This window comes from Actinokineospora sp. NPDC051303 (genome assembly GCF_055586285.1).
The window spans coordinates 53,317-79,434 of the sequence record NZ_JBVJIN010000032.1 but is presented as its reverse complement, the minus strand read 5'-3'; the positions used below and the strand labels follow the sequence as shown (position 1 = coordinate 79,434).

The following is a 26,118-nucleotide window of genomic DNA, read 5'->3' as shown; positions in this document are numbered from 1 at the left end:
AACACCCCCACAACCTCATCTCCCTCGCACTCCTCGCCCTCGGCGGATACCGCCCCGACCTACCCGAACGCACCCACACATAACTACCAAGAGCCAAAGAAACCACTCCACCCCATCGAGCAACCTCACACAAGCGAGCCCCCCGAAAACCCAGAGCAGCCCCACGGAACCCCGGCCTCAAACCACAAGAGCATGCACAGCAGTAGGAGCAGCCACCCCCGCCCCCTGATAAGCCCCCCAAGCACCAGCAAGCCGCCGAACCCCCTCAGAAATATCCCTCAACGGAGCCGTAAACGGAATCCGAAGACAATCAGCACTCCCCCCAGCCGCCTCCAACGCGCCCCCAGGCAAAACCGCCACCCCATGCCGAAGGGCCACCTGAGCGAACGCCCCAGCATCCGCCCCAGGCAACATCACCCACAAGCACTGCCCACCCCCAGCCCGCCGAAACCGCCACTGCGGCAACGCCACCCCCAACTCAGCACACAAATGATCATGCCGCCGCCCCAGCTCAGCGCCCCGCCGCCCGCTCACCGCGTCAAGCGTCGGCAGCAATTCGACCGCCGCGTACTGCTCCAAGGCAGCACTGCCCAAGTCGTGAATGGCCTTGATCCGGGCAAGCTGGGCGATCTCCCCCGCCTCAGCCCTGATCCAGCCGGTGCGCAAACCGCCCCAGACCGACTTGGAGAGCGAACCGACGGTGAGCACCTGTCCCGGGCCAGCGAACGCGGCGAGGTCGGGCGGTGGCGGGCGCCCGAATGACAGACCTGCGAGCACGATGTCGTCGATCACGGGGACTCCGTGCCGGGCGGCCAGTTCGACCAGCGCGCGCCGGGCGAGGGCGGGCATCGTGGTGCCGGTGGGGTTGTGGTTGGTCGGGTTCAGGTACGCCAGCCGCGGCCGGGTGGCCAGGGCGTCGGCCCACTGGTCCAGCGGCGGGTCGTCGGTGGTGGTGCGGACGGTGGTGATGATGGCGGCGGCGTCGCGGAACAGTTCGAGGGCGCCGGGGTAGGTCGGGGCTTGGACCAGGACCGTGTCGCCGGGGGTGAGCAGCAGGCGGGTGATGAGCGCGAGTGCCTGCTGGCCGCCGGTGGTGACCAGGATCTGATCGGGGGTGGTCGGCACGCCCCGCGCGGTGTGGCGTTCGGCGAGCGCGACCCGCAGCGGGGTGTGTCCCAGCGGGTAGTAGCCGATGTCGTCGCTGTCGAGGGCCGGAAGGCGGCTAAGCGCGCGCTGATAAGCGGCCACCAGTTCCGGGGGCGCGCCGTAGGGCGCGGCGCAGGCTTGCGGCAGGACGCCGTCGGCGGGTTCGAGGAAGTTGAGGAACAGCGGGTTGGCCGTGCCCGGCCTGCCGGTGGGGAGCGCGGCGGGCGCCACCCAGGTGCCGCGGCCCTGGTGGCGTTCGAGGTTGTGCTCCTGGCGCAGCCGGTCGTAGGCGGCCACGACCGTGCTGCGGCCGACCGCGAGCCGGTCGGCGAGCACGCGGTCCGGTGGCAGCGTGGCGCGCGGCGGCAGTTGCCCGGTGTCGATCAGCTGCCGGATTCGCTCGGCGAGCAGCAGGTAGAGCGGGCCGCGGCTGGACGACCAGCGCCCGAGTTGTGCGACCAGCCGGTCCACCGGCCACGGTATTGGCTCCATCACCAAACCAATTTACCCGTGATTGGCTCTGTCCGGCGCCCCCGACCTCGGCCAGCCTCAAGGCATGACTCCGCTTACTTCAGCCTCCCTGCGGCCCGAGACCAGGGCCGTGCACGTCGAGGCGCCGTCGCTGTCGGACGCGCGGCCGATGAGCGTGCCGATCCACCAGACGTCGAACTTCGCCTTCGACGACCCGGACGCGCTGGTCGCGGCGATGGACCGCCCGGACGGCGACTACGTCTACAGCCGCTACAGCAACCCCACGACCCACGTGCTGGAGACCGCGGTCGCCGGGTTGGAGGGCGGCGTCGCGGCCGTGGCGTCGGCCTCGGGGACGGGCGCGATCAGCACGGTGCTGCTGGCCACGCTGCGCTCCGGCGACCACGTGCTCGCCCAGCGGCAGGTGTACGGCGGCACGTTCGCGCTGCTGACCGCCTTCGCCGAGCGGCTGGGCATCGAGGTGAGCTTCCTCGACGGCGACGACCCGGCCGAGGTGTCCGCGGCCCTGCGGCAGAACACCAAGATGCTGTACCTGGAGACCATCGCGAACCCGATGACCAAGGTGATCGACCTGCCCGGGTTCCTCGCCGCGGGCAACGCGGCCGGGTTGACGACGGTCGTGGACAACACGTTCGCCACTCCCCTGCTGTGCAGGCCGATCGAGTGGGGCGCCGACATCGTGGTGCACTCGGCAACCAAGTACCTGGGCGGCCACTCCGATGTCATCAGCGGGGTCACGGTCTTCGCCGACGAGCGGCGCCACCGGGAGGTGTGGCGGCACGCCATCGAGTTGGGCGCCTGCGCCGACCCGTTCGCCGCGTGGCTGACGATCCGGGGGATCAAGACGCTGCCGCTGCGGATCAAACGCCAGTGCGCGAACGCCGCCGTCCTCGCCGACCGCCTGGCCGAGCACCCCGCGGTCGCCTCGGTCCGCTGGCCGGGCCGGGCCGACCATCCCGACCACGCGGTCGCCCGCGGCCACCTCGCCGACTTCGGCGCGATCGTGGCCTTCGACCTGGCAGGCGGCCAGGAGGCCGGGCACAGCCTGGCCAAGGGCGTGCGGGTCGCGCGACTGGCCGCCTCCCTCGGCGGCGTGGAGACCACGCTGGTGCACCCGGCGAGCACATCGCACCGCCAACTCGACGCGGACGCGCTGGCGGCGGCGGGCATCGGCACGGGCACGATCCGCCTGTCGGTCGGCGTGGAGGACCCCGACGACCTTTGGGCCGACCTCGCGCAGGCGCTGCCGGGCTGAGGACGCGCCCGCCCGGGAACGAGGGGCTCCCGGGCGGGCGTCCGGCTACTTCTTCGCGGTGAGCGCGATGGTGATGGTGTTCTCCTTGCCGCCGACGAGCATATTGATGATGTCGGTGTCGAATCCGCAGTCGGCGAACTTCGGCAGCTGATAAGCGCCGGTCAGCTTTCCGCCATTGCTGGGATTGAACGCGCCAGCGGACTTGAGCTTGATTTGAACCGGGGCGGTGGTCTTGCAGTTCGGCAGCGGCATGCCCACGTTGAAGTGCCCGACCTCGGCGATGGCGACGTTGAACTCGCCCGCCGCGGTCACCGCGTCGCCCTGGAAAGTGCCCTTGAGGGCGCCCGCCTGGGTGATCTTGACCTTGGCGTGGGTGGGCAGGAAGCCGAACATCGTGAAGTCCGTGCGCGTCTCCGGCAGGTCGATCGTGCCGGTGAACTGGCCTGATTGCAGGTCGACGTCCACTTCGGTCTGGCCTGGCCCCAGCGGCAGGTTGGCGCCGAGGCCGGTGATCGCCGTCTCGCCCGCGGTGGCGTAGGGAATCCGCGTCGTCGCGGCCTGGCTGGGCGGCGCGGTGAGCACAAGCGTGGCGCAAACGCCGAGAACGCCTATCGCGGCGCCTGCCGTGGTGACCTTTTTGCTGGGCATGGCACAAAGTCCAATCGTTGCTCGGGGCAGATCCAGAAACTTCCTGGTACCTGAGGTACCGTACTGTTTCCAGAGAAGATCCGGCAAGCGCGGAATCAGCGAAGCGCGGATTTTGTCAGAACGTGCTCGTGTTGTCCGGCGACCTTGTTCAGGCGGGTGAGTATCCTGTGGCAATGAGTTCCAGGGCCTCGGCGGCAACCGGCGACCCCTTACGGCACCGCGCCGACAAGCGCCTGCCCAGCGGCAGACACGGCCTGAGCCGGGCGGACGTGGCGTCCTCCCAGCGCGAGCGGATCGTCATGGCGCTGTTCGACGCCGTGGCCGAGAAGGGGTACCCGGCGACGACGATCGGCGACGTGGTGGACCGTGCCGAGGTCTCCCGCCGCACCTTCTACGAGCACTTCACCAGCAAGGAAGCGTGCTTCCTCGACGCGTTCGACGGCTCGATCGCGCGGGTCGGCACGCAGCTGAAGGCAGTGCTCGACGCGCTGCCCAAAGACGACTGGCGCGAACGCGTCCGCCAGTCGTGGCGCGCGTTCCTCACCGCCCTCACCACCCACCCGAACATCACCTGGTCCCTCTACATCGAGACGTTCTCCGCCGGACCGGCGCTGATCGAGCGCACGTCGGCCATCAACGCGGGCTTCGCGGCCATGTTCCGCGAGCTGCACCGTCGCGCCCGCGAGCAGGACCCGACGATCCCGGCGCTGACCCCGGAAGTCTTCGACCTCTACATCGGCGGCACCGCCGAGCGCATCCGGCACTGCCTGCGCACCGAGGGCGCCAAGAGCCTCCCCGCGCTCGAAGACCTGTTCACGGAGACGGCGCTGGCCCTGTTCGGCAAGCCCACGGCGTAGCCGGGCCGTGTGCCCGCTCACATTCGGCCGTGGATCATGGACACGACGATCTACTGACCAGTAGCAAGAGGGGTGGGCCGCGTTCGCGGCGCACGGTTTCTGCGACGATGGGTTTGGTCGATGGCGACTCCTCCGACGACGTCCCTGCGAACGGGTGCGGGTGAACCGCTGCTGCTGTTGCACCCCTTCGTGTTGTCGCACCACGTGTGGGGGCAGGTCGCGGAAGGACTGTCGGACTCCTACGACGTGTACGCGCCGACGATGCGCGGGCACTGGGGCAGGCGGAGTTTCCGGCCCAGCCACGTCGGCATCGGCGGCCTGGCCGACGACATCGAGGCCCAGCTCGACAAGATCGGCTGGGACACCTGCCACATCGTCGGGAACTCGCTCGGCGGCTGGGTCGCTCTGGAGCTGGCCCGGCGCGGCCGCGCCCGCAGCCTGCACGTCATCGCCCCCGGCGGCGGGTGGACCCGGTTCTCGTTCCTCCAGATCCTCGCGGGCGCCAAGTTCATGCTGCTCTACCCGTTCCTGATCGGCGGGTTCTTCCTGGGCAGCCTGGTGTGCAAGATGCCGCCGGTCTACCGCCTCTTCCTGCGGATCGTGTCCGCCGACACCCGGGCGGTCACCCCCGCCGACGCGGTCAACTTCATCCGCGCGGCCACGCACAACACCGGTTTCCTCGGCTTCATCTGGTCGGCGCTGTGGCTCGGCGGCGTCACCTGGCTCGCGGAACTCACCCTCCCGACCACCCTCATCCTGTGCGAGAAGGACCGGGTGCTCGGCGCGCGCCGGTTCGGCAAGCTGTTCCTCGACCAGCTGCCCGAGAGCGCCGACCGGATCGACTTCCCCGGGATCGGCCACGTCCCGATGCTGGAGAACCCCAAGCTGGTGACCGACACCCTGCGCGCGCAACTGGGCAAGGCGGTGTCCGGCGGCCAGTCGGGCGCGGCCTGAGACAACCGACCAGGACCACGGAGACGGCGGGACCATCGGTGGCGCCGAGCCCGGACGGGTCCACCCGCCCCGGACGCGGGGGCGGGTGGACGGCCGGGCCGGTCAGAGCTGGGGCACCTCCACGACGTTCCTGCCGTTGAGCGGCTGGATCGGGCGGGAATTGCCACGGGTGAACAGGGCCTGGAACCGGGCGACCGTCGCCGCGGTCACGGTGTTCTCGGCCATCAGGAACCACCGCACGCCTTCGGTGTAGGGGTCGGTGGTGAGCGAGCCCTCGTACCGCAACGTGGTGTGCCGCACCGGAAGCAGCGTGACCAGGTCGACGCCGCGCACCGTGACCGATGGGCCGCACTCCGGCGCGAGCCTGGCCAGCACGTCGTCCACAGTGGAGCGTCGGCCGACCCGCAGCGGGACGCCGATCACCAGTTTCTCCCCCGTCTCGCTCTCGTGCACCAGGTGCATCTCCATCGGATCCACCCGACCGAAGAAGTGGTGCTCGGCGGGGGTGTGGAAGTGGAACTGCCGCAGGTCGTACCGGGCTTTGCCGAGGGTGACGTGCCCCGCCCCCCGCGGCACCTCGGCTTCCTCGGTCTCCTCGGGGTGGCGGGTGGCGCACCCGTTCGGCTTGTCCTCGTCCCTACGCCGGTAAGTCAACTCCACATCCGCGCGCCCATAGCGGACGCGCAGCGGCGGTTGGGCCGGGTCCACCCTGACCGACGCGCGAGTGACCGCGATCGGGCTCTGATGTCTCAAGACCATTGTGAATCTCCCCCTGGCTGAACAACAAACCGCGTGACAACGCGGCACGTCCATCAAACCACCGCGCGCCGCGCCGCTCTGGCGAATTCGCTCAGCCACTGCCAAAAAGACCGGCCGGAACGCTGCCTGGCCCACCGAAACCGCGACACCCCCGCATGACTGAGGAATCTTCGGATATGGTGCGGGACAAGGGCGAACAGAGGGAGGCCGACCCGATGACACCGGTGACACCGCGGTACGAGGCCATCATCGTCGGCGCGGGCTTCGGCGGCATGGGCGCGGCGATCCAACTCGACCGGATGGGCATCGGGAACTACGTCATCCTGGAGCGGGAAGACGACCTGGGCGGCACCTGGCACGTCAATCGCTACCCCGGGCTGGCCGTCGACATCGCCTCAGTCACCTATTCGTACTCGTTCGAGCCGAACCCGTACTGGTCGCGGGTCTTCGCCCCGGGCGCGGAGCTCAAGCGCTACGCCGAGCGGGTCGCCGAGAAGTACGGCCTGCGCGCCCGGATGCGGTTCGGCGCCGTGGTCGAGGGCGCGCGGTGGGACGAGGACGCCAACCTGTGGACCGTGCGCGTGCGCGGCGGCGAGCCGCTGACCGCGCGGTATCTGATCACGGCGACCGGGTTCCTCTCGCAGCCCAAGATGCCCGACATCCCCGGCATCGACACGTTCGCGGGCAAGGTGATCCACAGCACCGCCTGGGACGACGACTACGACCTGACCGGCAAGCGGGCCGCGGTCATCGGCACTGGGGCGACCGCGGTGCAGCTCATCCCGCGGGTCGCGAAGAAGGTCGCCGAGCTCACCGTCTACCAGCGCACGCCGATCTGGGTGACGCCGAAGCTGGACCGGCGCATCCCGCCGTCCGTGCAGCGGCTGTTCGCCCGCGTCCCGCTCACTCAGCGGCTGGCGCGGCTGGCCAACACCGCGCTGCTGGAACTGATCATGGTCGTCGGCGTGCTGCGCTACCGGCAGGCGCGGTTCACCAACCGGAGCGCGGAGCGGGTGGCCCTAGCGCACCTGCGCCGCCAGGTCCGCGACCCGGAGGTGCGCCGCAAGCTCACCCCGGACTACTCCTTCGGCTGCAAGCGGCCGACCTTCTCCAACGACTACTTCCCCACCTTCAACCGCCCGAACGTCCACCTGGAGACGACCCCGATCGCCCGGATCGAGCCGGACGCCGTCGTCACGGCGGACGGGCGGGTGACCGAGATCGACACCCTGCTGCTGGCCACCGGCTTCAACCTGTGGGACGCGAACTTCCCGGCCTTCGAGATCGTCGGCCGCGCTGGCCGCGACCTCGGCGCGTGGTGGCGCGAGACCCGGTTCCAGGCGTACGCGGGCGTGTCCGTCCCGCACTTCCCCAACCTGGTCAGCCTCAACAGCCCGTACTCCTACAGCGGCCTGTCCTACTTCACCACCATCGAGGCGCAGATGGCTCACATGGCCCGCCTGTTCGGCGAGCTGAAGCGGCGCGGGGCCACCACCTTCGAGGTGACCGAGAAAGCCAATGACGCCTTCCTCGACCGGATGACCGCCAAACTCGGCGACTCGGTGTTCTACCTGGGCGACTGCGCCAGTTCACGCAGCTACTACTTCAACCAGCACGGCGAGGCGGCCCTACTCCGCCCGACCTCCACTTGGGACACTCGCCGCGAGGCGGGCAGTTTCCCGCTGTCCGACTACGAATACGCCTAACGTCGGAACCCGCTTGCCCCATTAGGACATTCCCTAATGGACACTCGGGTCAGGCAGCGGGCTCCTCGTTCAGCTCGGTCCGCTGGCGCAGGCGGGTGCCGCGGCGCTTGGTGATGGACAGCAGCTCGGTCGGGCCGTCGACTTCGAGGCGGTGCCAGCGGCCGCGGGGGACGATGACCACGTCCGCGGCGATGAGCGCGATCTCCTCTTCCGGTTCGTGCTCGGTAGCGCGCAGGATCAGCCGCGCGGAGCCGGTCAGCACGCACACGGCCTCGTCCGCTTCCGGGTGCGTCTCCCACTGGTCGGGGTGGACGTCCTCGTTGCGGGTGACGTAGTAGGCCGCCATCGTCCAGCCGTCCGACTCGCCGCGCAGGCGGTGGCTCTCGGACAGGATCATGCCGTCCGCGGTGAACCGCATGCCGCGGCTGAACAGGTCGTGCGCGGTCATGGTCATCGTCGAAGCTCTCCCCAGTTCGGGCCACGTCGGCGGACAGCGGCGCGGAACGAGATTTCGTACATGTATAGAAAATAGCCTGACCTGGCCTTCCCGGTCAACCGACTGTGGGAGATGATGGGCGCCATGTCCTCGCAGCCGGATTCCCCGCGCGCCAGGGGCGGACGGCCGCCCCGGCTGTCCCGCGCGGAGATCGTCGCCGCCGCCCGCCGGATCGTGGACGCCTCGGGCGTGGCGGAGCTGACGATGCGGCGGCTGGCCCGGGAGATCGGCAGCACCCCGATGGCGCTCTACCACCACGTCAAAGACAAAGAGGAACTGCTGGTCCTGCTGCTGGACGACTACGCCGACCGGATTCCGCGACCGGAGTTGCCGGGCCCGCCACAGGAGCGGATCGTGGCCGCGGCGACCGCCATGCGCGACGCGCTGGCCGCCTGCCCCTGGATCGCCGAGGTCCTCACCACCGACGCGTTCTTCTCCGCGTCCGTGCTGTGGTTCCCGGAGGCGATCGTCGGCGCCTGCGTCGACGCGGGCCTGTCCCTCGACCAGAGCGTCCTCGCCTACCGGACGATCTGGTACTTCACGACCGGCGAGATCCTGGTGCGGGCCAACGCCGCCCGCCGCCGCGCGGAGAGCCCCGTCCCCAACCACCGCGAGCGGCTGTTCGCCGAACTGGACATGTCGGACTACCCGCGGCTCACCGAGCTGAAGGGCCGGTGGACGGCCATCACCGCCCGGGACCACTACCGCGACAGCCTCGCCGCGATCGTCCGCGGCCTGCTCGCCGGGTGAGCACGGGCATGGGCGGGCCGGGTGGCGGGTAGCCCCACCCAGAACAGGAGGACGAAAGGAGGACGACATGACCAAGCAGCGGACCCAGGAGAAGGGCGCCAAGACCCCGGAGAAGAACCAGGGCGACTTGGCCGAGATGACGGTCGCGCAGTTGCGGGACAAAGCCCACGACCTGCACATCAGCGGTGTCCACGACATGCGCAAGGACGAGCTGGTCAAGGCGGTCGCCGAAGCCATGGGCGGTGGCGGGCAGGGCGCGCCCCGGCCGCGCCGGGAGGACGAAGGCGGCGGCGTCCGCACCGGGAAGGACTCGTCGGACAGCCTGCGCTACTCCCAGGAGGTCACCTCGACCGACGACGAGCCCGAGCGGCCGGGCCGCAGCCTGGCGACCACCAGCCACGAGGTGATCCAGCGGTGGGCGCGCGAGCGCGACGCCGAACCGGCCACCGTCGAGGGCACCGAGCACGACGACCACCTCGGCGTCCTGCGCTTCGACTTCCCCGGCTACGGCGGCCAGAAGCTGCGCCGGGTGAGCTGGGAGGAGTGGTTCGCCACCTTCGACAAGCGCGGCCTGAACTTCATCTACCAGGAAGAGCGCTCGGACGGCTCGCAGAGCAACTTCTTCCGCCTGGAGAACCCGGACCGCGAAGACGCGTGAGCACCGCGGCCGGGCCATCGCCGACCACCCGGCGGCCGTCACTCGTGCTTCCCCGAGCGACGGCCGCCGCGTCTGTTTTCCGCGTCCGCGACCGCGCGGATTCCTTTGATGACCCAAAAGTTGCCCTGTCCCCTGTGGACTGGGACGGCCGCACGCCCGCCCCGTCGTGACGGAACGGGCAGCGCGGCACCGAAACGTTGATCAAATCGTGTGATCATCTTCCCCGGAGGGGTGACATCACCGAGCGACCCCTCCCCCGACGGTGAGCGATCCACCCTCCGCCGAGAGCCCACCGCGGGCCCTCGATGACGCGCAACACGTTGCCGCACAAGGGAAAGAGCGACCCGTCCGCCGATCTCGGCGCTCGCCACCCGGAGCATTCGCATGAAACATGTGCCCAGGTGGGTAAATCCGGCCCGGCGTTCTTCCCTCCTCGTCGGTGAGCCAATTCGATGAGGGGCATGGACCAGAGCGACCACCAAGCCACCGGCGGCACCATGAAGCGCCGCTCCCTCTTCGCCGCCGCAGGGCTCGTCGCCGCGACGCCCGTGGTGACCCAGCTCGCCTTGCCCGCGACCGCGTCCGCCATGGCGCCGGTCAAGCCGAGGTCCGACGAGGACCGGTGGCAGCGGTGCGTCGCGCTGGCCCGCGACCTGCTGCTGATCGGCCCCGGCAACCAGGACCTCAAGCTGGAGTACCTGCGCGTCCTGATCGATGAGGGGCTGCCCAAGACCACGCACCCGAAGCGGGTCCTGGTCGTCGGCGCGGGCATCACCGGCCTGGTCTCGGGCATGCTGCTCAAGCGCGCGGGCCACGACGTGACGATCCTGGAGGCCAACGCCAGCCGCATCGGCGGGCGGATCAAGACCTTCCGCCGCGGCCCGGAGTGGGCGGGCAAGCCGGACCCGTTCAAAGACCCGGCCCAGTACGCCGAGGCTGGCGCGATGCGCATCCCCGACTTCCACCCGCTGACGATGGCGCTGATCGACAAGCTGGGCCTGCGGCGGCGGCTGTTCTACAACGTCGACATCAAGCCGGGCACCGGCTCCCCGGGCAAGAGCCTGCCGCCGGTGGAATACCGCTCGTTCAACGGGACCGTGTGGAAGCGCGGCGGCTCCGGCGAGGGCTTCGTCGCCCCCGAGGTCGCCAACCGGACCTGGATCAACACCAACGGCGAGCAGACGCGCCGAGCGGACTACGCCGTCGCGCCACAGGACATCAACGCGAGCTTCGGGGTGTCCGACGAGCAGTTGAAGACCACCGCGGGCGCCCTGCTGGACAAGGTGCTCGACCCGGTCCGCGACTACTACTCCTACGTCGGCTCCGACGGGCAGCGCGTCAACAAGCCGGTCGGCGAGTGGATCGAGGGCTGGGCGCAGGTCATCTACGACCTCGACGGCTACTCGATGTCGGGCTACCTCAGCGAATACGCCGGTCTCGGCGACCGGGCGGTCGACCTGATCGGCACCCTGGAGAACCTCACCTCCCGGATGCCGCTGGCGTTCATGCACAGCTTCCTGACCCGCAGCCTGGTCGACGCGCGCGCCCGCTACTGGGAGATCGAGGGCGGCACCGCGATGCTGCCGTATGCGATGCTCCCGGAGTTGGAGCGCAACATCCGGATGAACGAGCGGATGATCCGGATGGAGTACTGGGACGCCGATCGGGACACCTCGGCTCTGGAGCACGTGAGCGCCAACGGCGACAAGGTCTGGGTCGAGACCACCACCGAGAACGGCACCGACGAACTCTGCGCGGGCGAAACGGTCCAGAAGACCCGCTCGTTCACCGCGGACACCGCCATCGTGACCATCCCGTTCTCCGCGCTGCGGCACGTGCAGATCTCGCCGCTGATGTCCTATGGCAAGCGGCGCGCGATCATCGAGTTGCACTACGACTCGGCCACCAAGGTGCTGCTGGAGTTCAACCGGCGGTGGTGGGAGTTCACCGAGGACCAGTGGCGCGCCGAGCTGAACGCGATCAAGCCCGGCCTCTACGACCACTACCGGAAGCTGGACAAGACCGAGGCGACCACCGTGGTCGGCGGCGGCTCGGTGACCGACAACCCCAACCGGTTCACCTATTTCCCCTCGCACCCGGTGCCGAACAGCCCCGGCGGGGTCGTGCTGGCCAGCTACAGCTGGGCCGACGACGCGGCCAAGTGGGACGCCATGCACGACGACGAGCGCTACGCCTACGCCCTGCGCGGAATGCAGTCGGTGTTCGGCAAGCGGATTGAGGCGTTCTACACCCAGAAAGGCCAGACGCAGAGCTGGCTGCGCAACCGGTACGCCTTCGGTGAGGCCGCCGTGTTCACCCCCCGGCAGCTCACCGAACTGCATCTCGACATCGGCACCCCTGAAGGACCGGTGCATTTCGCGGGCGAGCACACCTCCTTGAAACACGCCTGGATCGAGGGGTCGCTCGAATCCGCGGTTCGCGTCGCGCTGGAAATCAACTCCTAGCGCGGCGCGGTCGCCGGGGCCTCGCGAGTCCTTGTGGCGGTGGTTCGCCGCCGCCACAAGGACTCGCGGGCTGTTCAGCGGGTCGGTTCGCGGTGGTAGGGGTTGTCCGCGACCCGCTTCCGCGTCGGCATCAGCCCGAACAGGCCCAGCAGCCCGAACAGGCCGAGCCAGCCCCAACCGGAATCGGAGTCGCGGTCCGGCGAGTCCTGCTCCTGTGCCGCGTAGCCGGTCCCGGACTCCCCGGGCGGGGCGGCTTCCGCCGTCGCCGTGACGGCCAAGGGCAGCAGGACGGCCGTGACGATCGCGGCGACGTGTTTTCGGGTCCCGTGGTTCATCGCGCACAACACCTTTCCGTCATTGCTCAGAGCGTCGTCGCTCCGGGTGTCGTTGCTGGTGGTAGCACTGCTTGAGGTGTTTTCCACACCCTGACCAGCAGTACCCCGGCGGACCAGCGGCACGCCCACGGCCACCCGTTCGGGTAAGCCGAGTCGATCACCAGGTGCTGTTGGCCAAACCGGTGCCGAGGTAGACCTGATCGAAGCCGTTGCCGTCGTTGTCGTCGGTGTAGGCGAGGGTGATCTGGCCCCACGGGTCCACCGCCACCGCTGGCTCGTCCTGCCGCCCGGCGATGGTCGTGTGCACCCGCAGCCGGGGAAGCCTGCCGGTGGCCGAGCCGTCCGGGTTGAGACCCTGGGCGTAGACGTCGGCCGCCTCGGTCCAGTTGACCACCGCGAAACGCTGGTCATCGATGCCGACCTGGGGCACGGAGCCGGGCACGATCGTCTCCGCCGCGCCCGCGCCGGTCGCGGTGAACGAGCGGACGCCGATCTGCGGCACGCCGGTGTGGTCGGTTTCCCAGCCCACCACGAAGTCGCCGTTGGCGTTCGCGGCGACCGACGGCAGCCGCTGCTGGCCCGCCGCGGTCACGTTGGCGACGCCCTGGGCGAGCTTGACGCCGCCGGTCGGGGTGAGGATCTTGCGGGCCACGTTCGACACGCCATTGGCGTCGCCGTCCTCGTCCCAGACCACGATCGCGTTGCCCGCCGCGCCCATCGCCACGTCCGGGGTGCGGTGCGTGCCGCCGGTGGCGTTCACCTGCGCCTCGTAGGTCTTGCTGGTGATCGAGGCGAACCCGGACACCCGGACGGTCGGGGCCGCGGTGCCCTGCTGGTCCTCGAACGCCACGGCGAACCCGGGGCCCTCGGGGTCGGCGGCCACCGCCGGGTTGAGCTGCTGCCCGGCCGAGTCGGCGTTCGCGGTGGCCGAGCCGGTGACGGTGCCCGCGGCGTTCACCGCGCGGACGGCGATGTTGTAGAAGCCGTTGCCGTCCGGGTCCTCCGACCAGACCACGACCGCGCTGCCGTCCTCGCGCAGCGCCACGTCGGGCTGGACGTGGCGCCAGTTCCCGGTGCCCGCCGCCGACAGCTTCTTCTCGAACAGCGACGCGCCGTCCCGGTATAAGCGCAGGAAAACCTCGCTGTGCACCGGATCGGTGGGGGTCGTGGAGTCCCGGTCGTCCTCCCAGACCACCGCGGTGTAGCCGGTGCGGACGGCGGCGGTCGCTGCGTTGTCCTGGTCGCCGGTGGCCACGCTGTTCGCCGTGGTCCAGGTGATGTCCGCGGGCGTGGTCCCGCCCGCGTGGGCGGTGCCCGCGAACGCGATGGCTCCGGCGAGGGTCAGGGCGCCGATGGTCAGATAGGTGCGCATGTCGTTCTCTTCCCTCACGGCGCTTGCAGGCCGGGGTTGCCCGCCTGGATCACGTAGCTCTGGACGGTCTTGACCGGGTAGTCCCGCACGGTCACCCGGTCGAGGGCGCGGAAGTCCACGGTCATCTGGGTCGGCGTGGTCACGGTGCGGACGTAGCCGCGCAGGTTCTTGTAGAACTTCACGTGCGGGTTCAGGCTCGACAGGCCGGTCTCGGCGGCGTTGCCGTCGCCGCCGGACGTGATCGACGTGGTGACCAGCTCGGTGCCGATGACCCGGTTCTGGGTGGTGTAGTCGGCCATGAGGTTGCTCGCCCAGGAGCGGTGCACGTCGCCGGTGAGCACGACGGTGCTGGTGTTGCCCTGCGCTTCCCAGCCCTGCTGGAGCCGCCGCCGGTTCGCGGTGTAGCCGTCCCAGGAGTCCATGCTCTTGGCCCCGTCCGCGCTCGCGAGCTTCTGCGCGAAGAACACCTGCTGCCCGATCAGGTCCCAGGTGCCCAGGTGCTGGCCCATGCCGTTGAGCAGCCAGGACTCCTGCGCGGTCCCGGTCAGCGTGCGGGCCGGGTCGTCGGCCGCGGCGCAGACCTTCGTGCCGTCGCCGCACGCCTGGTCGTCGCGGTACTGGCGGGTGTCGAGCATGTGCAGCGTGGCCAGGCTCCCCCACCGGAGCCTGCGGTAGAGCTGCATGTTCTCGTTGACCGGGGCCTGCGCCGCGCGCAGCGGCATGTGCTCGTAGTACGCCTTGTAGGCGGCGGCGCGGCGGGCCCGGAAGTCGCCTGCGGGCGAGGTGTCGTTGCGGACCAGGTTGGCGTAGTTGTTCTCCACCTCGTGGTCGTCCCAGACCACCGCCCATGGCGCGATGGCGTGCGCGGCCTGCAGGTCGACGTCGCGCTTGTACAGCGCGTGCCGCACCCGGTAGTTCGCCAGCGTGCTGATCTCCGCCGACGGCACGTGCGTGCGCACACCAGACGAGCCCGCGCCGCCCTCGTAGATGTAGTCGCCCAGGTGCAGGATCAGATCGGGGCGGTCCTCGGCCATCCGCCGGTACGCGGTGAAGTACCCGGCCTCGTAGTGCGAGCAGGACGCGAACAGCATGGTCAGCGCGGGGCTCGTCCCGGCTGCGGGCGCGGTCAGCGCCCGACCCACCTGCGAGATGTGGCCCGCGGCGCGGAACCGGTACCAGTACTCGCGCCCGGCCTGGAGCCCGGTCACCTCGACGTGCACGCTGTGCGCGGAGCCCTGTTCCGCGGTCACCGAGCCGGTGCGCGCCAACTGGGTGAAGTTCTGGTCGGTCGCCACCTGCCACTCGACGATGACCGGGGCGCTGGACATGCCGCCGAGCCCGTCGGCGTTGAGCGGGCTCGGCGCCAGCCGGGTCCAGATGACGAAGCCGTCCGCGGCGGGCTCGCCGGAGGCGACGCCGAGCGTGAACGGGTAGGCGATGGCGTGCGCGGTGCTGGCGCTGAGCAGGGTGGCGCCCGCCCCCGCGAGCCCGCCGATCAGGAACGTGCGTCGTTGCAGTCGGGTCATGCGACCGTTCTTACGACCCGCCCACAGTGTGATCCAGACCCCACACGAACTGTTCACGCGATGTCTGCCCCGGTGAGCGCCACCGGACGAGAGCGCGCGGTTGACACGCCGGGAAACCGACGCAACCGCCGCCGCCTACCGCCGCCCCTACCGGACGAGCACGCCCTCGGTGACCTCCCGGGTGATCGTGTCCAGCGCGGCCTGCGACGCCGCGTCGGCGGCGCGGTAGATCACCAGGCGCTGTTCCGGGTCCTGCAACGGGGCCAGGACCTCGAAGTCGACGGTCAGCGGCCCGACCCGGGGATGGCGCAGCGGCTTGCGGCCGCGGCCGTTGACCTTGACGTCGCGCTCGGTCCACAGCCGGGCGAACTCGGCGCTGCGCGCGTTGAGCTCGCCGACCAGGCCTGCCAGGCCGGGGTCGTCGGGGTAGGCGGCCCACGCGGCGCGCAGGTCGGCGATGGCCTCGCGGATGACGCGCTCGCGGTCGAGGTAGAAGTCGCGGAAGTCCGGGTGCAGCAGGCACAGCCACAGGCCGTTGCGCTGCTCGTCGGGCAGCGTGTCGAAGTCGAGCATCAGCCCGGCCATCTCGCGGTTCCAGGCGAGGATGTCGTAGCGGTGGTTGATCAGCATGGCGGGCAGCGGCGAGAGGTCCTGCACGAGGCGGGCCAGCGGCAGCGCGGCGGCGGCCCCGGTGCGGCGGCGGGCGGTCTGCCGCTGGTGGGCGAGGTCGAACAGGTAGGCGCGCTCGTCGTCGCTGAGCCGCAGCGCCCCGGCCAGCGCGTCGAGCACCTCCGGGGACGGGCGCAGCCCTCGGCCCTGCTCAAGGCGGATGATGTAGTCGACGCTCACCCCGGCCAGCTCGGCGACCTCCTCGCGCCGCAGGCCCGGCGTGCGGCGCAGGCGACCGCGCACCGGCAGCGCCACGTCGCCGGGGGCCAGCCGCTCCCGCCGGGCCCGCAGGAACGCGGCCAGTTCCCGCGTCGGGTCCACTCCATTCACTTTCGCGCTGCCGCTCACTCCGCTGATCCTACGGAGTTTCCCGACTGGGACGGCCGGTCCCAGGATGATCCTTCCCTTCCCGGTCCGCTCCGGTTGCCGCACTCTGGAATGGCAACTCGGATGACAGGAGAAGCATCGGTGACCGAATCTCTTTCCCTCGACACGTATCGACTGCTCGGCCGCTCGGGCCTGCGGGTCTCGCCGCTGTCGCTGGGCGCGATGACCTTCGGGTCCGACTGGGGCTGGGGCTCGGAGAAGGACGAGGCCCGCGCGGTCTTCGACACCTACGTCGACCGCGGCGGCAACTTCATCGACACGGCCAACGGCTACACCAACGGCACCTCGGAGACCCTGCTCGGCGAGTTCGCCGCCGACAAGCGCGAGCGCCTGGTCATCGCGACGAAGTACACGATCGGCATGCGCCCGGGCGACCCGAACTCGGGCGGAAACCACCGCAAGAGCATGGTCCGCTCGGTCGAGGACAGCCTGCGGCGGCTGAACACCGACTACATCGACCTGCTGTACCTGCACGTCTGGGACGGCACCACGCCGGTCGAAGAGGTGCTGCGGGCGATGGACGACCTGGTCCGCGCGGGCAAGGTGCTCTATGTCGGCATCTCGGACACGCCCGCCTGGCAGGTCTCGCGGATGCAGGCCATCGCCGACCTGCGCGGCTGGTCGCCGCTGATCGCGCTGCAGATCGAGTACAGCCTGATCCAGCGGACCGTGGAGCGCGAGCTCATCCCGATGGCCGCCGAGATGGGCCTGGGCGTCGTCCCCTGGTCGCCGTTGGCCAGCGGCGTGCTCACCGGCAAGTACAGCCGCGCGGACCTGGTGCCCGACACGCCCTCGGCGGGCCCGACGGGGACGCGCAAGAAAATCGCGCACGCCAACGGCAGCCTCACCGAGCGCGGCCTCGCGATCGCCGACGTGGTCAAGGACGTCGCGGCCCAGATGGGCACGACCCCGGCCCGGGTGGCGCTGGCGTGGACGCTGCTCAACCCGGCGGTGACCGCGCCGATCTTCGGGGCGCGCACGGTCGCGCAGTTGGAGGACAACCTCGCCGCCCTCGACGTGCGGTTCAGCCCGGAGAACCTGGCCGACCTGGAGAAGGCCAGCGCCATCGAACTGGGCTTCCCGCACGACTTCCTGGCCGCGCCGCTGACCCGGGAGGTCGCCTTCGGCGGGACCGTCATCGTGCGGTGACCTAGGGAATCCACTGTGGACTATGCCGGGCGCCCTGGGCCGCCCGGCATAGTCCCGGCCGGACTGGGTAGCCCGCAGCGGTGACGACGACCGACACCGCCGCCGCGCTGCGCCGCTTCACCCGACACGTGAAGCAGGCGTACTCCGGCGGGCACGACCGGCCCCTGCTCGGCTACAGCGCGGTGCTCGCCGCCTACACCGGCCTGGTGGGCTTGGCCGCCGCGATCGGCCGGGCCCGCGGCGCTCGGCTGCCGGAGAGGTTCAGTGCCCAGGACACGATCCTGCTGTGCGCGGCGACGCACAAGGCCAGCAGGCTGCTGTCGAAGGAAGCGGTGACCAGCCCGCTGCGGGCCCCGTTCACCCGCTACGAGAAGGCCACCGGGGAGGCCGAGATCAACGAGGCCGCCCGGGGCAACGGCGCCCAGCACGCGATCGGCGAACTGGTCACCTGCCCGTTCTGCCTCGGTGTGTGGGTGGCGACCGGCCTGACCGCTGGCCTGGTCTTCGCGCCCCGCGCCACCCGCCTGGTGACCACCGTGCTGACCGCGGTGGCGGCCTCCGACACGCTGCAACTCACCTACGACCGGGCCAAGCGGCAGCTGTCTTAGTGACGGGACTGGTTCCGGTAGTCCGTGGGCGAAGTGCCATACGCGGCGCGGAAAGCGCGGGTGAAGACGCTGTGCCGGGTGAATCCCCACCGGGCCGCGATGTCTTGCACGGCGACCTCGGCCAGCACCGGGTCGGCCAGGTCGCGGCGGGCGCTTTCCAGACGCTCCTGGCGAATCCAGGCGGCGACCGTGCGGCCGTCCGCCTGAAACAGCCGGTGCAGGTAGCTGACCGAGATGTGGTGCGCGGCGGCGATCGCGCCCGGGGTCAGGCCGGGGTCGGCCAGGTGCTCCCGGATGAACGCCTCGACGCGCGGAACCAGGGCGGGCCCGTGCGTTCGCGGCGCGAGGTCGAGGGCCTCGGCGAACAGCGCCGAGACGAGATCGGCCACCACCACGCCCAGCCGGGGCCCGTCGCCCGCGTGGCAGGCCGCCCGCTGCGCGTCGAGGTCGGTGACGAAGCCAGCCAGCAGCGCCCCGATCCCCCTGGTCGCCGACATCGGCCTGCCGATCAGCTGGTCCATTCGCGCCGGGGGCACCGCCACCAGCGACTTGGGCACCCGTACCCCGACCGCGGTGAACGGCTTCCCCCCGGTGCGCAGCCGCACCACATGCGGCTGCGACGAGTCGCTGACGTGGAACTCCCCCGGGCCGAGACTGGCCTCCCGGCTGGCCCAGGAAATGTCCGCGCGCCCGCTCAGCGGAAGCGAGAGCTGGTAGACCTCCGGATCGGCTCGCCTGATCAACGCCGCCGTCCGGCGCGCGGTCATCGGCTGGTGCTCCTTGCCGAACACCACCAGCGACCCCAGCCGCAGATCCCGCTCCACCGCGCGGAAGTCGTGGGCGTGGTCGCTGCTCACCTCGGCCAGCATGATGGTGCGGGCCGCGTGCGCGCGCCAGTACTCGAACCGCTCGGCCGCGGGCACGTCGTCGGTGCGGAACTGGTTCTCGATCATGTCCGTCAAGAGTACGGCTTCCCGCGCCGCCGAGGGCGACCGCGAGTCACCGGCCTGCCAAGTGGTCTTGCAGCCGGGCGTGCCGAAACTGGTAGACCGCGCCCGCCCTGCGCAGCACGCCGCGGCGGTAGGCGTCGTCGAGGAAGGCGCTGACCGCCCAGGGAAGGCGGCCCGCCAGCGGCAGGCACAGGCGCGCGAAGACCAGCCACTGCCCCCACGCGGTCATGCTGAGCAGGTACCCGAGCCCGGCGACGAGCCCGCCGATCAGCCCGAGCAGCACCCCGAACACCGGCGACCAGAAGAACTCCAGTCCGGCCAGCGTCCCGCTCGGGAACAGCCACCGCAGGAAAAGCACCACCAGCCAGGTCGCCAACGGCACGACGAACGCGAACGCGGGCCCGGCGACAGCGAGCTGGATCAGCACCGTCGTGCGGTTCGCGCGCAGCAGCTCGGTCGGGCCACCGGCGGACTTGACGTCCAGCGGTGTCTCGCAGCGGGCGATGGCCGCCGCCACCGCGCCCGCCGCGACGCCGAACACGAGCCCGAACACCACCCCGTCCACGATCGCACTCAACAGGCCGTTGCCGTGGCCGAACGAGAGCTGGTGCGCGGCCTCGCGCGCCAGCCCGTAGCCGAAGCCGAGCAGGGCGCCGACGACGGACCCGATCCGGAACCGGGAGCCGACCCGGCCGGTCCGCGCGGGCCCGGCGCGGACCCGCAGGCGCACCCGCGACGGCTCCGACCGCCCGGACCGGTTCGTCAGCCCGTAAGCGACCCCAAACGCGGCCCCGACCACGGCGCCGAAGAGGGCGCCGAACAGCAGCGGGTACACCCCGACCGCATGCACGAGCAGCCCTTCCACGGCCATGTCCACCAGCCCGAGGATCAGCCCGGCGGTGACCGCGACGACGAGCATCCGGACCGGCAGCCGCAGCGAGGCGCCAAGCTGCCACCAGGCCAGGTCGTAGGTGCCCAGCCCGCGCAGGTGCCGGGCGAGGTGGCCCAGCCAGCGCTGCACGCGGTCCGGGTCGAAGCGCGCGTTCTCCGGCTGGTACCGGTAGACCGTCGCGACGAAGTTGCCGAGGAGGTGCTCCTTCAGGGCTTCCCGGGTGGGGAACCGGTCGGTGTCGAGCAGCACGGCCGGGTCGTGGTCGGGGGTGTCGCTGTAGACGGTGCGGGCGAGCCCGACCATCAGCGGGGTGGTCAGCGCGGCGGCGAGGTTGGCGCTCGCCCGCCGGTCCGGGTGGTCGCGCAGCTCGGCCAGGACCGGTTCCCACGCGGTGCCGCCGCCGTCGCCAGCGCGGGTGGTGCGCGGCAGGTAGTCGGCCAGGTCGGCGGGGGTCAGGTCGACCAGCTCGACCCCGCAGGCCGCGGTCAGCACGTCGGTCCCCGCCACGGCGGCGGCGTACTCGTCGGGTCTGCTGGTCAGCAGCAGCGGCAGCCGGGTGGCGTTGAGCGCCTCCAGCGCGGCGCGGTGCAGCCCGTCGGCGATCTCGTCGAACCCGTCCAGGACGGGCAGCACCCGGTCGGTCTCGACCAGCGCGGCGGCCAGCGTCGACCCGCCGGGGCCGGGCGCGTCCAGGTCGGGGTGGTCCTGGCGCAGCCGCGCGATCAGCCAGTCGCGCAACGACGTCGTGGTCGGGTTCCACGAGCCGAGGCCGACCACGACCGGCACGGCGGAGCCGGGGGCGCGGGCGCGCAGCAGGTCCAGGACGAACCGCAGGGTCAGGACCGTCTTCCCGGACCCGGCCTGGCCGAGCACCACCAGCCGCCCGGACGGAATCCGCCGGTAGACGTCCACGATCTGGTCCAGTCCACCGGTCAGGTCCAGCGGCTCGGCCGCGCCGTCGCGGGCGCGGCGGACGTTCGCCCAGGAGTCGGTCAACGCCGCGGCCACCGGCCGCCAGCGCACGGGCAGCGGGAACGGGTCGTGGACCTGCCGCTGCTCCTCCTCCCGCTGCCAGCGGACCCGGACCGCGTGCGCCAGCTCGTCGGCCGCGTCGGCCAGCCTGCGCTCGACCGCCGACCCGCCCCCGGCGGGCCGCGCGCTCACCTCCGCGTCGCCCCCCGACAGCTCCGCCCGCGCGTCCCGCCCAGCTGTCACGGCCTCTCGGCCTTGCCCCGCACCCTCAGGCCATCCGCCTCGCCCGAGAGCCGCGGCCCGCGAGTCCTGCCCTGATGCACCGGTCGGCGCGTCCCGCCCCGGCACCTCGACCCGCACTCCGTGACCCGAGCCCTCGCCGGACCCCCCATCCGCCCCCGGCGCTTCGACCCGCGCACCGTGACCCGAACCGTCCCCGGCTCGCCCCGGCGCCTCGGTTCGCCCGCCTCGTCCCGAATCCTCGGTCGGCGCGTCCAGTCCCGCCGCTTCCGCCAGGATGGGCGGCTTGCCGAAGCCCGCGCTGGCGAACAGGGCCACCCGCTCGTCCTCGGCGAGCTCCAGCGCGTCGGCGAGCCGCCGCACCGTGGCCACCCTCGGGTCGGCGCGCTCGCCAGTCTCCAGGCCGCGGATGGTGCGCACCCCAAGACCGGACCGGTCGGCCAAATCCTCCTGGGTCAGCCCAGCCCGCAGCCGCAGGCCGCGCACCATCGCGCCGAACTGGCTGGTCACGTCCTGCCTCTCGCCGGGCCGCCTCGATCAGGGGGACCTTAGCGAGGGCACCGGCCACCACCGGCCGGTGTGTGGCCGGTCGTGGCCCGCCGATCCCGGTGGGAAGCGGTGAGCCGGATACGCCACCTGGCGCTGCGCCATGCCGCCGAACGCACGCGAAGCCGTTGCGCCGAGTGACGTTTTCACTGGTCGGGACCCTCAGAGCGCCTGCCGGGGCAGGGGGTGGTGTGAGCCCTGGCACGTGGCCGTTTTCTGTGAAACGCACTCGTCAGGGTGGTTGTCTGGTTATCGTTCGGCGGCCGTGGCCGCGCGGCCTGGTTCCTCGGCGACGTCCGAGCGCTGTGCCCAGCACAGCTACCCGGCCCGACCGAGAGAAAGTGGTGAGCGCAGGCATGACCGATCTGATCATCGCGGTCGCGCTCTGCGTCGCCGTCGCCATCGCCTACGCCACGGCCGCGCTCATCCAGGCCAGGCACGCGCACCTGAGCATGTGGGCGCTGATCCGGCTGCCGGTGTGGTGGGCCGCCTTCGGCCTCAACGCGCTCGGCGCTGGCCTGCACGTGCTCTCGCTTGGTTTCGGGCCGCTGTCGCTGATCCAGCCGCTTGGCGTGCTGACGCTGGTGATCGCGGTGCCGCTGACCGCGGCGGCGGCGCGGCGCGCGGTGACCGGGACCGAGACGGTCGGGATGGTGTGCACGGTGATCGGCCTGGTGGGCCTGACCCTGCTCGTCACCACCGGCGGCGACGGCGACACCCTCGCCGACCACGAGCTGACCGGCCTGCTCCTGGCCACGGCCGCCATCGTCGGCCTGCTCACCGCCCAGGGGCAGCGGGCCGGGGCGTCCCCGCTGTGGGAGGCCGTCGCGGGCGGCCTGGCGTTCGCCGTCTGCTCGGCCCTGTGCCAGACGGTGGTCCTGCGGGTGCAGGGCAGCGGGGTCGGCGCGCTCGCCCAGCCCGCCGCCATCGTCGCGATCGTCGCCGTGGCGGTGCTGGCGATCGTGGCGACCGTGACCACTCAGCGCTCCTACCGCGACGGCCTCGGCGCCCCGCTGGCGATCACCAACCTGGTCAACCCGACCAGCGCCACCGCCATCGGCATCGTCTTCCTCGGCGAAGACCTCGCCACCACGGGCCTGGAGATCGTCCTCGCGGTCGGCTGCGCCGTCATCGCCGCCTACGGCGTGACCCAGCTGGCCCGGGCCCGTGACCTGCCGATCGCGGCTCCCCTGCCGGTCATCGCGACCGACGACGAAGCCCGCTCGGACGCCGCCTGATCTACCAGGCGGCGACCAGGCGGCGTCCGGGCGAGGAGTTCACAAGGCGAGCCGCGGCCAGGACCGCGTGTCCCGCAGCAGTTGCCGGTCGTGCGTGGCGATCACGACCGCGGCCGGGGTCGACCCGAGCGCGGCGGTCAGCTCGTCCACCAGCCCGGCCGAGAGGTGGTTGGTCGGCTCGTCCAGCAGCACGACGTGCGGGCGGGCGAGCAGGACCAGGGCCAGGTCGAGCCGCCTGCGGGCGCCGACGGACAGCTCGGCCACCGGCCTGCGCCGGTCGTGCCGGTCCAGCAGGCCCAACTCCCCCAGCCCGGGTCCGGGCACCCCGGAGCGGGCGCGGCGTTCGTCGTACAGGTCCGCCGCGGTGCGCGAGAGCGGCAGGTCGGACTCTTGCCCCAGCCGCCCGATCCGGGCGGGACGGGCCCGGGTGACCGTGCCCGTGCTCGGCGCCAGCTCGCCCGCGAGCACCCCGAGCAGGGTCGACTTTCCCGCGCCGTTCGAGCCGGTGACCAGCAGCCGGTCCCCGGAGTCCAGCGCCAGGTCGACCGGGCGCCTGAGCCGGGCGGCCACGGTCACGCCGTCGGCGCGCAGCAGGGTCGCGCCGGGATGCTCGGGCAGGTCGGGCAACGCGAACCGGGTCGGTGGCGGCGGGACCGCCACCACGTGCGCGGCCAGGTCCTCCTGCCGCCGCCGCACCGCCCGGACCAGGCCGGGCGCGCGGGTGGCGCGGGAGTGCTTGCCGTGCCCCTTGGCGGGCCGCCAGTTGTCGCGCAGCCGGTTCTGGGCGGCGGACAGGTCGTCGGCCAGGCGCGCGCGTTCGGCGACCTGCTCGGCGTGCAGCGCCGCCCAGCGGGCCCACTCCGCGCGGCGACCCTCCACATAGGCCGGATAGCCGCCGCCGTAGACCCGGGGCCTGCCGTCGCTGGACGGGTCGAGGTCGACCACCGTGGTCGCCACGTCGGCCAGCAGCGCCCGGTCGTGGCTGACCAGCACCACCACGCCCGGGTGGGCGCGCAACCGCTCGGTGAGGTGGTCGAGCCCGCTCGCGTCGAGGTGGTTGGTCGGCTCGTCGAGCAGCAGCACCGAGTGCCCCGCGCCGAGCAGGCACGCCAGCCGCACCCGGTGGCGCTGCCCGACCGAGAGCGTGCCGAGCGGGCGGGCGCGGTCGGCCACGGCGTTCAGCGCGGCCAGCGAGACCTCGACCCGCCGGTCGGCGTCCCACGCGTCGCGCGCCTCCGCCTCGGCGAGCGCGGCGGCGTAGTCGTCGGCCGCGCCGGGACGGCCCTCGGCGAGCGCGGCGCTCGCGCGGTCCAGTCGGGCCAACGCCCGGCGCGCCGCGGCCAGTTCGAGATCGATCAGGTCGCCGACGGTGTCGGCTGGGCCGAGCGGGATCTGCTGGTCGGCGACCCCGACCGAGCCCGCGTGGCGCACCTCGCCTCGGTCGACGGGCAGGTCGCCGGAGAGCACCCGGAGCAGGGTGGTCTTGCCGCGACCGTTCTCGCCGACGACGGCGACCCGGTCGCCCGCCGCGGCCACGAGGTCGACCCCGGCGAGCACCGGCCGCCCGCCGAAGGAGAGGTGGACATCGGACATCCGGACGTGCGCGGCGCGCGCGGGAACCAGGGAAAGGGATGACGACATGAGGAACTGCCTCCATGGCGAAAGTGATGCGCGAAAGGACGAGGACCGGCGCCGCGGGCCGCGGCGCCGGTGGAGGCGTCGTCCTCTTAGAGGAACAGCAGTTGCTGCATCACATTCGCCAGGTTAGCCCGAATCCGGGCTCCACTCATCCGAATTACCCCCAAGGGGGAGCCCGCCGGAACGCGCTGACCTGCGAAGCCACCGAACGTCAGCCCATCGAGTGAACCGCTGGTTCTCGATGCGGGAACACCCGACAGTCGTGTTTAGGGTTCGCTGAGATCGCGCCGAACGGAAACGAACGCCGGAGATGCCGGAGATCATGAAAAATTTGGCAAGCATGGCGGTTGTCATCGCCACGACCGCGCTGGCGGTCGTGCCGCACGCCGACGCCGACGCGGCGCTGCTCCTTCCCGATCTGCGCCAGGCCCCGATCGGCTGCGCGGGCGGCCAGACCGGGTGGCCCGCGGCGTGCGCCGACTGGGACGTGTGCCTGGTCGCGGACGCGTCGGCGGCGAACGGCGCCTGCGCGGCCACCGGCCCGGCCAAGGCGGTGCGACTGCGGTTCACCACCGCGGAAGACAACATCGGCGACGGTCCGCTGCTGCTCTACGCGCGCCGCGACAGCGCCGCTCGCCCGACCATGACCGTGCGCCAGGCCATCCAGTCCAGTGTGGACGGTTCGATCCCCGCTGGACACGCGCAAGCCCAGCGGCCCATCCCCACCACCGCCTACTACGAGCCCGCCGCGACCCACGAGCACTGGCACCTGACGGACTTCACCCACTTCCGACTGCGCTCGACCGACGGCAAGACGCTGGTGACCGACCGCAAGAACGGGTTCTGCCTCGGCGACCGCTACCCCGTCCCCGACGCGCGGTGGCTGCCCGGCAAGCCGCGCGGCGAGACCAGCCCGGCCGCCGTGCTGGCCGCCACCCTGCGCGGCAACACCTGCGCCCACCACCGACCGGACGCGCTGGAAGTGACGCTGGGGATCTCGGTCGGCTACGGCGACGACTACCGCCACACCGTCGACTTCCAGTGGCTCGACGTCACCGGCGTGCCCTCGGGCGTCTACGACGTGGTCAGCACCGTCAACCCGGACCGGACGCTGCTGGAGAAGTCCTACGACAACAACACCTCGTCGCTGGCCGTCGACCTCCGGTGGCCGCCGGGCGCCCGGGGTCCGGGCGGGGAGATCCTGCGGCCCCCCTCGGTCAAGATCCTGCGCAGCTGTCCCGGCAAGGCGTCCTGCGCCGCGCGCGGCTGACACCGCCGGTTCCTATCCGAAGATCATCTCCCGCGACCCGAGCGTCGTCGGCGGTGGCCCTCGGCGCGCCCAGCCGGCCCCCGACGATCGGCCCCCGACGGATGGCGCAACCACAATACGCATCCGGCGCAAAGGCCCCT

General features: G+C 71.5%; 22 protein-coding genes. 11 read left to right on the top strand and 11 right to left on the bottom strand.

Annotation, left to right across the window (positions count from 1 at the left end; translation table 11 throughout):
• Nucleotides 1–177: 177 nt before the first annotated feature.
• Nucleotides 178–1,638 (bottom strand): aminotransferase-like domain-containing protein, encoded by a 1,461-nt coding sequence (locus ACZ6SD_RS23000; protein ID WP_465319031.1) that lies wholly within the window; start codon nt 1,636–1,638, stop codon nt 178–180.
• Between the two features lie 64 nt (nt 1,639–1,702).
• Between ACZ6SD_RS23000 and ACZ6SD_RS22995 the strand changes: the two genes are divergently transcribed.
• Nucleotides 1,703–2,893 carry a trans-sulfuration enzyme family protein gene (locus ACZ6SD_RS22995; protein WP_465319029.1) on the top strand — a complete coding sequence of 397 codons (1,191 nt, stop codon included), beginning with the start codon at nt 1,703–1,705 and terminating at the stop codon, nt 2,891–2,893.
• A 45-nt stretch (nt 2,894–2,938) separates the two neighbouring features.
• Here ACZ6SD_RS22995 and ACZ6SD_RS22990 read toward each other — a convergent pair whose 3' ends face one another.
• Entirely contained in the window at nt 2,939–3,541 is a 603-nt protein-coding gene (locus ACZ6SD_RS22990) for a hypothetical protein (RefSeq protein ID WP_465319028.1), read from the bottom strand.
• Nucleotides 3,542–3,714: 173 nt separating this feature from the next.
• On the opposite strand from ACZ6SD_RS22990, the gene ACZ6SD_RS22985 reads away from it, so the two are divergent.
• Nucleotides 3,715–4,398 (top strand): TetR/AcrR family transcriptional regulator, encoded by a 684-nt coding sequence (locus ACZ6SD_RS22985; RefSeq protein WP_465319027.1) that lies wholly within the window; start codon nt 3,715–3,717, stop codon nt 4,396–4,398.
• 120 nt (nt 4,399–4,518) lie between these two features.
• Nucleotides 4,519–5,352, top strand: a complete 834-nt coding sequence (locus ACZ6SD_RS22980) for an alpha/beta fold hydrolase (protein WP_465319026.1) — start codon at nt 4,519–4,521, stop codon at nt 5,350–5,352.
• Between the two features lie 102 nt (nt 5,353–5,454).
• On the opposite strand, the gene ACZ6SD_RS22975 is transcribed toward ACZ6SD_RS22980, so the two are convergent.
• On the bottom strand, nt 5,455–6,111 hold the full coding sequence (locus tag ACZ6SD_RS22975) for a carbonic anhydrase family protein (RefSeq protein WP_465319025.1): 657 nt from the start codon (nt 6,109–6,111) through the stop codon (nt 5,455–5,457).
• Nucleotides 6,112–6,326: 215 nt separating this feature from the next.
• Here ACZ6SD_RS22975 and ACZ6SD_RS22970 point away from each other — a divergent pair, with 215 nt between their 5' ends.
• Nucleotides 6,327–7,817, top strand: coding sequence for a flavin-containing monooxygenase (locus tag ACZ6SD_RS22970; RefSeq protein ID WP_465319024.1), 1,491 nt, complete (start codon nt 6,327–6,329; stop codon nt 7,815–7,817).
• 49 nt (nt 7,818–7,866) lie between these two features.
• Here ACZ6SD_RS22970 and ACZ6SD_RS22965 read toward each other — a convergent pair whose 3' ends face one another.
• Nucleotides 7,867–8,271, bottom strand: a complete 405-nt coding sequence (locus ACZ6SD_RS22965; protein WP_465319023.1) for a cupin domain-containing protein — start codon at nt 8,269–8,271, stop codon at nt 7,867–7,869.
• Between the two features lie 126 nt (nt 8,272–8,397).
• Here ACZ6SD_RS22965 and ACZ6SD_RS22960 point away from each other — a divergent pair, with 126 nt between their 5' ends.
• From ACZ6SD_RS22960 to ACZ6SD_RS22950, 3 genes are all read left to right on the top strand, one after another.
• Complete coding sequence (locus ACZ6SD_RS22960) at nt 8,398–9,063, top strand: TetR/AcrR family transcriptional regulator (RefSeq protein WP_465319022.1); 666 nt, start codon at nt 8,398–8,400, stop codon at nt 9,061–9,063.
• Nucleotides 9,064–9,130: 67 nt separating this feature from the next.
• Nucleotides 9,131–9,721 (top strand): Rho termination factor N-terminal domain-containing protein, encoded by a 591-nt coding sequence (locus tag ACZ6SD_RS22955; RefSeq protein ID WP_465319021.1) that lies wholly within the window; start codon nt 9,131–9,133, stop codon nt 9,719–9,721.
• 461 nt (nt 9,722–10,182) lie between these two features.
• A complete protein-coding gene (locus ACZ6SD_RS22950; protein WP_465319020.1) occupies nt 10,183–12,186 on the top strand; it encodes a flavin monoamine oxidase family protein in 2,004 nt (667 codons plus the stop codon).
• A 74-nt stretch (nt 12,187–12,260) separates the two neighbouring features.
• Here ACZ6SD_RS22950 and ACZ6SD_RS22945 read toward each other — a convergent pair whose 3' ends face one another.
• From ACZ6SD_RS22945 to ACZ6SD_RS22930, 4 genes are all read right to left on the bottom strand, one after another.
• The gene (locus tag ACZ6SD_RS22945) at nt 12,261–12,521 is read right to left on the bottom strand and encodes a WGxxGxxG family protein (protein WP_465319019.1); all 261 of its coding nucleotides are present in this window, start codon (nt 12,519–12,521) and stop codon (nt 12,261–12,263) included.
• Nucleotides 12,522–12,678: 157 nt separating this feature from the next.
• Entirely contained in the window at nt 12,679–13,893 is a 1,215-nt protein-coding gene (locus ACZ6SD_RS22940) for a hypothetical protein (protein ID WP_465319018.1), read from the bottom strand.
• A 14-nt stretch (nt 13,894–13,907) separates the two neighbouring features.
• Complete coding sequence (locus ACZ6SD_RS22935) at nt 13,908–15,419, bottom strand: alkaline phosphatase D family protein (RefSeq protein WP_465319017.1); 1,512 nt, start codon at nt 15,417–15,419, stop codon at nt 13,908–13,910.
• Between the two features lie 147 nt (nt 15,420–15,566).
• Nucleotides 15,567–16,436: a helix-turn-helix transcriptional regulator gene (locus ACZ6SD_RS22930; RefSeq protein ID WP_465319016.1), complete on the bottom strand. Its 870-nt coding sequence runs from the start codon at nt 16,434–16,436 to the stop codon at nt 15,567–15,569.
• Between the two features lie 120 nt (nt 16,437–16,556).
• Here ACZ6SD_RS22930 and ACZ6SD_RS22925 point away from each other — a divergent pair, with 120 nt between their 5' ends.
• Both ACZ6SD_RS22925 and ACZ6SD_RS22920 read left to right on the top strand, forming a co-directional pair.
• Nucleotides 16,557–17,624: an aldo/keto reductase gene (locus ACZ6SD_RS22925; RefSeq protein ID WP_465319015.1), complete on the top strand. Its 1,068-nt coding sequence runs from the start codon at nt 16,557–16,559 to the stop codon at nt 17,622–17,624.
• Between the two features lie 80 nt (nt 17,625–17,704).
• Nucleotides 17,705–18,232 carry a DUF1360 domain-containing protein gene (locus tag ACZ6SD_RS22920; protein WP_465319014.1) on the top strand — a complete coding sequence of 176 codons (528 nt, stop codon included), beginning with the start codon at nt 17,705–17,707 and terminating at the stop codon, nt 18,230–18,232.
• On the opposite strand, the gene ACZ6SD_RS22915 is transcribed toward ACZ6SD_RS22920, so the two are convergent.
• Together ACZ6SD_RS22915 and ACZ6SD_RS22910 are read right to left on the bottom strand one after the other, a co-directional pair.
• Nucleotides 18,229–19,185, bottom strand: coding sequence for a helix-turn-helix domain-containing protein (locus ACZ6SD_RS22915; RefSeq protein ID WP_465319013.1), 957 nt, complete (start codon nt 19,183–19,185; stop codon nt 18,229–18,231). The genes ACZ6SD_RS22920 and ACZ6SD_RS22915 overlap by 4 nt on opposite strands.
• Nucleotides 19,186–19,231: 46 nt before the next feature.
• On the bottom strand, nt 19,232–21,796 hold the full coding sequence (locus ACZ6SD_RS22910) for a helix-turn-helix domain-containing protein (protein ID WP_465319012.1): 2,565 nt from the start codon (nt 21,794–21,796) through the stop codon (nt 19,232–19,234).
• 392 nt (nt 21,797–22,188) lie between these two features.
• On the opposite strand from ACZ6SD_RS22910, the gene ACZ6SD_RS22905 reads away from it, so the two are divergent.
• Complete coding sequence (locus tag ACZ6SD_RS22905; RefSeq protein ID WP_465319011.1) at nt 22,189–23,070, top strand: DMT family protein; 882 nt, start codon at nt 22,189–22,191, stop codon at nt 23,068–23,070.
• A gap of 39 nt (nt 23,071–23,109) precedes the next feature.
• Here the strand turns inward: ACZ6SD_RS22905 and ACZ6SD_RS22900 are convergent, their stop codons facing one another.
• On the bottom strand, nt 23,110–24,711 hold the full coding sequence (locus ACZ6SD_RS22900; RefSeq protein ID WP_465319010.1) for an ABC-F family ATP-binding cassette domain-containing protein: 1,602 nt from the start codon (nt 24,709–24,711) through the stop codon (nt 23,110–23,112).
• 319 nt (nt 24,712–25,030) lie between these two features.
• Between ACZ6SD_RS22900 and ACZ6SD_RS22895 the strand changes: the two genes are divergently transcribed.
• Complete coding sequence (locus tag ACZ6SD_RS22895) at nt 25,031–25,978, top strand: lysyl oxidase family protein (protein WP_465319009.1); 948 nt, start codon at nt 25,031–25,033, stop codon at nt 25,976–25,978.
• Nucleotides 25,979–26,118 lie beyond the last annotated feature (140 nt).